Raw genomic sequence first — 4,947 nt, 5'->3', positions numbered from 1 at the left:
GCAACATCAACGAGAGTGTCTGGAAGACGCTCATTGACTGTGAAACCTTCCTGAAGATTATTCCATGTTCACATGGCCTCACCTAGCAGGGGATCAGACTGTCCTTTATTAAAAAGTACAGCGACTTTTTCGAAATACGATTTATCTAATAGATACTCATTATGTCTCATCTTTTACACCTGTTTCCATTTGGAATTCAGATAAGAAATCACGCATATACTTTGTTCGACGACGGGCTTCTTGCTTTCCCATTCTGGTATTCATTGAACCTGCTAATTTCAGCAGCTTTTCATAAAAGTGATTGATGGTTGTACTTTTGTGATGGCGATAATCATCGTGTGTTTTGATTTTCTTCACTAATATTTTGGGATCGTATATTTCTTGTCCAGCGTGCCCGCCGTAAGCAAATGCACGTGCTATGCCGATTGCACCTAGTGCATCAAGTCTATCAGCGTCCTGAACACATTTACCTTCGTTAGAAAGCTGGTAATGGTGTTCAAGGTTGTCCGCATATGACATATGCTGAATAATATCTAAAATGTCTTCTCTAGTCGGAGTTGTAATATTCTCATGATCAAGTATAATTCGTACTTCCCTCAGTCTATTCTCTTTATCCGCAGTGACTTTTTCGTCTATGGTGTCATGCAAATAGCTAGCTGCTTTCACAATATACAGACCAATATCGGTTTCATCTTTTTTAAAATCGTTTATATATATTCTTTGAGCTAGCTTAGCAACTCTTTGGGCATGAAGAAAATCATGCCCGGTTGGATCAAAAGCCATATTTCCCTTAGAAAACGATTTTATATCATCTAAACTCATTAATCTTTATCTCCTTTAGTCACTTTATTTTTTAAAGCTATCAGGCATAGGGAAAGCGTGAATACTGCAACCAAAAGTAAAATCAAGAAATTGATTGATAATCCCCATCTTGTCCCCAAAATTACACTTTTCTGTTGCTTCTGTAGCAAAGAAACGATGGACGACGATATTGCAATTCCAACCGCTCCTGAATAAGCTTGAACGGTCATGTAAATCGAGTTACCATCATTTACTAAACTAGCAGGTAGTTGAGACAAACTATAGGTCATGATGTTACTGTAGCTAAAGCTCAGTCCCACCATAAAAAGCATATATATTAAAATTAGCCCGCCAATACTTGGCGTAAATAGGTTGGCGCCCAAAAAGGTCAGTCCAATTATTGTACAACCACTTATAATTGGTAAACGGGGCGCAGTTTTATCGTAAATAATCCCCGCAACCACTGACAGTACTGCATCAATCACAGCGGCAGGAGCAATTAGAAATCCTGCCAAGCCAGGTGACTGGGCAAAAAGTATTTGTAGCACATTGGGGATTAAGTAGGACATACTCAAAGAACTGAATTGCAACAAAAAAAAGGCACTTAACAACTGCAAAAAACGTTTGTTTTTAAAAAGAGCTAATTCCAACAATTTATGGTTCTTATTTTTCTCATTAAGAAGGAAAAACAAGCCACTAAAGAAAGCTGTTCCTAGTAAAAACAAATTCAATTTAAAAGAGTTACTATTAGCGGTTAAATTAACAATAAATATCAACGTCGTTGTCAAAAAGATGGCTAAGCAAATGCCCCCACGTAAATCGAAGGAAACGTAATGAACTGGTGATCTTTGTTCAATACTAAGCTCACCAATCAGCCAAGTAACCGTAATAATTGGTATTAAAATTATAAACAGAAAATGCCAATTTAATGTGTCCTGAATTATACCGCCATATATGGGGCCAACGGCTGGCGCAAAGGCAATAACTAGACTGCCTATCCCCATAAAAGTACCAACTTTTTTCTTTGGTACTTGATTTAGTATGACAGCAAACATCAACGGTAACGCGATTCCATCAGCAATTCCCTGACATAACCGGCCTAGCAAAACTAAATTAAAGCTGTTGGCAAAGCTGGCAATCAATGTACCAACTAAAAAGCTTAAGCATGAGATTCTAAATAAGGTTATCACGCGAAAGCGTTTTAACAAGAAGGAGCCAAATGGAATCAAACTAGTTGAGACTAACATGTATCCAGTAGTCAACCATTGGACTTGACTGATAGGTATAGAAAAATATCTTGTTAATTGTGGGAAGGTAATGTTTAACGCTGTTTCAACAACTATTCCTAAAAAGCTTAAAAGCCCAATCGAAATTATGGCGCTCAATAATTTGTTGTGTTTCTCTTGAACCAAGAATTACACCTTCTGATTACTATATGTTGTTTTTATATTAGATTATAACACTATATATAGTGTTATGGCGATTGCTCATACATGTTTTTAAGAGCAAACTAAGTTTCTCTAGTCCTTGAGAAACTACATTAAAAATAGTCGAAAGTCAGTTATAGTCATGCTATAATGTAGACAGAAAAAGGAAGCCCCGCTGATAACAGGGCTTCCCATGTAGAGCCGTTTAAGACGGTGGCAAACTTAATAGATTAGACTAAAAATAATCCATCTGCTCGCCAAAGCTAAGACGGATTATTTTTTTTGCTGACTTTTGATCAGCTCAACAATTAATGCGATCAAGGCTACGATAAACGTACCGAAAGCCAGCATTAATTGTAAAGCGTCCGCAACGGACACATAGGCTACTCCTTTCGTTAGGATTTATGGGCTTTAAAGGTTTAACACCATAAGCACCACCTCCGATCGGAAATAGCCACCGCCTTAACTTCTCTACAAGTTTTAATTATACAGGAAAAATATGTGTCGAACAGTTACTGCTCATCTTTATTTGTTACGTCACAAATTTTCATGCTTTTTTAAATACCACCAAGAGCCAAACCCACAAATGAGTGCGACGATCGGTCCTCCAATCACTAGTACCCATAGTGCTGTTGATTTAGGAACTGGTTGGGTTAGAAAAACGGAGAGGCCAGGAATTCGGGCACCAATTCCAAGTAGAGAATCAATCACAATAAAAATATAAACAATGATTAGAAACGGTAGCCGTTTACGCTCAGCTGTATAAATCATTGTTGTGATGGTAAGCAAAACGAGAATGGTTCCAATCCCATACCAGCCGGGTAAACTAATCGCAAGCGGCGTTTTTAAGAAGACGCTGCCAATAACGATACCAGCGAAAGTAATTGTTCCAAGCACGTAGCTGGCCAATTTTATCAACTTGTTTTTTTGATAAGTTTCTTGTCCAATTAACCACAAGACTACGAGTGAAAAAACAAAGCTAATTGTGCCGAGAATAATCAGTTTACCAAAATCTAAATTTGATGTTGGTAATACGATATTGGGAGTGGCAAATAAAAGGACATAACCAATCAAGATGTAACAAGCTAGTTTAAATGTTTCAAAGAATGATTTGGGTAATGTTTGGAGGATTTCATCAGCTAATGTTTGTGGATTTTTTCCAAAATAGTCTTCTGCGTTTTGACCATTGTTTTGAGCGTCAATTAAATCATGTAGGATTTCTAACAAAAGCTGTTCAACGTCCTTTTCTCGATTAAAGGTTGACTTCCCACGGATATAAGTTAGCAAATCTTCATAATACTTTTGATTTTCAGAGGTCAATTTTTTGCGAAGCAGGTTGTTAGCTTTGATCAAATTATCGCTATTCATTGGTCGTTCCTTCTTTCGTTGATTAGGTCATTAACGTTGATTGAGAGATTAGCCCATTGAGTTAGAAAGGTTTTTCGAGCTTGCTTCCCAGTGCTGGTTATATAGTAATATTTTCGTTGTGGGCCCTCTTTGGAAGGCTTAGTTTTACCGACAATCAGCCCTTTTCTCTCCATATTCATCAGCAGTGGATAAATTGTCCCCTTAGGAACGTCTGTAAAGCCATATTTTGAAAGTTCTTGGCTAATTGCATAACCATAATAAGGTTGATGATTAATTAGAAGTAGCAAACACCCTTGGAAAATACCTTTAAGCATTTGGCTGGAAATATCTGATTGGGACAAGTAATCACCTTCTTCACTACTTTGCATTGCATATTAGTATGCATAACATATCTAACTGGTTTGTAAAGCAAACTAGTTAGATATGTTTTAACAAGCGCTCAAATAGTCTGATTACTTAGACTGAATGGCTAAGATCATTATTACTTTTATTCCTCCACAAAGTCTAGTGTTGACTAGTTTACTTGACAATAGAGGCGCTACAATGGATAAAAACAAAATATTAAAAGCAGCTCAACTGGCAAAGGATGATGAAGGGAAAAGGAATACCATTTTAAAAAGTCAAAGTATTATATTTGGATTTTACTCGCTGGTTTTACTCTTCATGCTAATTATCCGGTTATTTCGGCATGAACCTCTTAGTGATGTGTTCTTTTTGATTTTACTTGGCAGGTTAGGCGTTGAAATAGCACAAGTCATCCAGAAACACTCTCTGGCATCTATTCTGACGTCGTTCTTCCTAATCGTAGCGGTCTTCTACACTGCATGGCTTGTGGTAATTGGAGGGTAGAAGTTGTCTTGAAAAACATAATTTTAGAAAATCACTTAAAAGTTGCGCGAGCAGAAAAGAGTCTGAATCAACCCCAACTAGCGAAGTTAGTTGGGGTTTCACGCCAAACAATCAGCAATATCGAGACTGGTGAATTTGTACTGTCAGCAAAATTGGCACTGTTTTTATGTCTTGCTCTGGACAAGAAATTTGAAGCTTTGTTTTATTTTAAAGAAGAATAGGACCAAATTAGATCATATGGCCATTAGGGTATACCCTATTGGTCGCTTTTGATCCATTATCAATGGCTTTTTAAATTAGGGCCTAGTACTTTTGGAATGGAAATACTTTCCAACACCAAAAATTCTAGACCCAAATAATTTTACAATCTACCATGGCTAAAATGTTAGAACCTGTCTAATATCTTTTGAGCATCACAATCAAATAAGCTAAAACAACCATTTGGTGACTAGTACTAAGATGTCGTTCGCAATTTTTCCAAAGGCGCCGACATTTATCTAGC

The 4,947-nt window shown here is 37.1% G+C and carries 7 protein-coding genes and 1 pseudogene; 2 read left to right on the top strand and 6 right to left on the bottom strand.

What is annotated here, in order from left to right; genetic code table 11:
- Nucleotides 1–159: 159 nt before the first annotated feature.
- The 5 genes from MZO40_RS16610 to MZO40_RS16590 all read right to left on the bottom strand — a co-directional run bounded on the left by MZO40_RS16610 (nt 160) and on the right by MZO40_RS16590 (nt 3,910).
- Nucleotides 160–822, bottom strand: a complete 663-nt coding sequence (locus MZO40_RS16610; RefSeq protein WP_064578714.1) for an HD domain-containing protein — start codon at nt 820–822, stop codon at nt 160–162.
- Nucleotides 822–2,213, bottom strand: a complete 1,392-nt coding sequence (locus tag MZO40_RS16605) for an MFS transporter (RefSeq protein WP_064578713.1) — start codon at nt 2,211–2,213, stop codon at nt 822–824. Before MZO40_RS16605 ends, MZO40_RS16610 begins: the two co-directional genes overlap by 1 nt.
- Nucleotides 2,214–2,501: 288 nt before the next feature.
- Entirely contained in the window at nt 2,502–2,579 is a 78-nt protein-coding gene (locus MZO40_RS16600; protein ID WP_076661461.1) for a putative holin-like toxin, read from the bottom strand.
- 186 nt (nt 2,580–2,765) lie between these two features.
- Nucleotides 2,766–3,596 carry a hypothetical protein gene (locus tag MZO40_RS16595; protein WP_064578712.1) on the bottom strand — a complete coding sequence of 277 codons (831 nt, stop codon included), beginning with the start codon at nt 3,594–3,596 and terminating at the stop codon, nt 2,766–2,768.
- The gene (locus MZO40_RS16590) at nt 3,593–3,910 is read right to left on the bottom strand and encodes a PadR family transcriptional regulator (RefSeq protein ID WP_181021341.1); all 318 of its coding nucleotides are present in this window, start codon (nt 3,908–3,910) and stop codon (nt 3,593–3,595) included. The genes MZO40_RS16595 and MZO40_RS16590 overlap by 4 nt, the downstream gene beginning before the upstream one ends.
- A gap of 229 nt (nt 3,911–4,139) precedes the next feature.
- On the opposite strand from MZO40_RS16590, the gene MZO40_RS16585 reads away from it, so the two are divergent.
- The gene (locus tag MZO40_RS16585) at nt 4,140–4,445 is read left to right on the top strand and encodes a DUF6442 family protein (protein WP_064578710.1); all 306 of its coding nucleotides are present in this window, start codon (nt 4,140–4,142) and stop codon (nt 4,443–4,445) included.
- Nucleotides 4,421–4,666: a helix-turn-helix transcriptional regulator gene (locus MZO40_RS16580; protein ID WP_181021340.1), complete on the top strand. Its 246-nt coding sequence runs from the start codon at nt 4,421–4,423 to the stop codon at nt 4,664–4,666. The genes MZO40_RS16585 and MZO40_RS16580 overlap by 25 nt, the downstream gene beginning before the upstream one ends.
- A 175-nt stretch (nt 4,667–4,841) precedes the next feature.
- Here the strand turns inward: MZO40_RS16580 and MZO40_RS16575 are convergent.
- Nucleotides 4,842–4,947, bottom strand: a pseudogene (locus tag MZO40_RS16575) (IS5/IS1182 family transposase); the annotation flags it as partial.

The organism is Lactiplantibacillus sp. B652, assembly GCF_023806745.1.
In the GTDB taxonomy this organism is placed as follows: Bacteria; Bacillota; Bacilli; order Lactobacillales; family Lactobacillaceae; genus Lactiplantibacillus; species Lactiplantibacillus pentosus.
The sequence above is the reverse complement of the archived record's forward strand: the minus strand, read 5'-3'. Positions and strand labels throughout refer to the sequence as shown.

Coding starts and splice junctions, on each gene's coding strand:
- MZO40_RS16610 (WP_064578714.1), bottom strand. CDS start 822: ATGAGTTTAGATGATATAAAATCGTTTTCTAAGGGAAATATGGCTTTT.
- MZO40_RS16600 (WP_076661461.1), bottom strand. CDS start 2,579: ATGCTGGCTTTCGGTACGTTTATCGTAGCCTTGATCGCATTAATTGTT.
- MZO40_RS16595 (WP_064578712.1), bottom strand. CDS start 3,596: ATGAATAGCGATAATTTGATCAAAGCTAACAACCTGCTTCGCAAAAAA.
- MZO40_RS16590 (WP_181021341.1), bottom strand. CDS start 3,910: ATGCTTAAAGGTATTTTCCAAGGGTGTTTGCTACTTCTAATTAATCAT.
- MZO40_RS16585 (WP_064578710.1), top strand. CDS start 4,140: ATGGATAAAAACAAAATATTAAAAGCAGCTCAACTGGCAAAGGATGAT.
- MZO40_RS16580 (WP_181021340.1), top strand. CDS start 4,421: ATGGCTTGTGGTAATTGGAGGGTAGAAGTTGTCTTGAAAAACATAATT.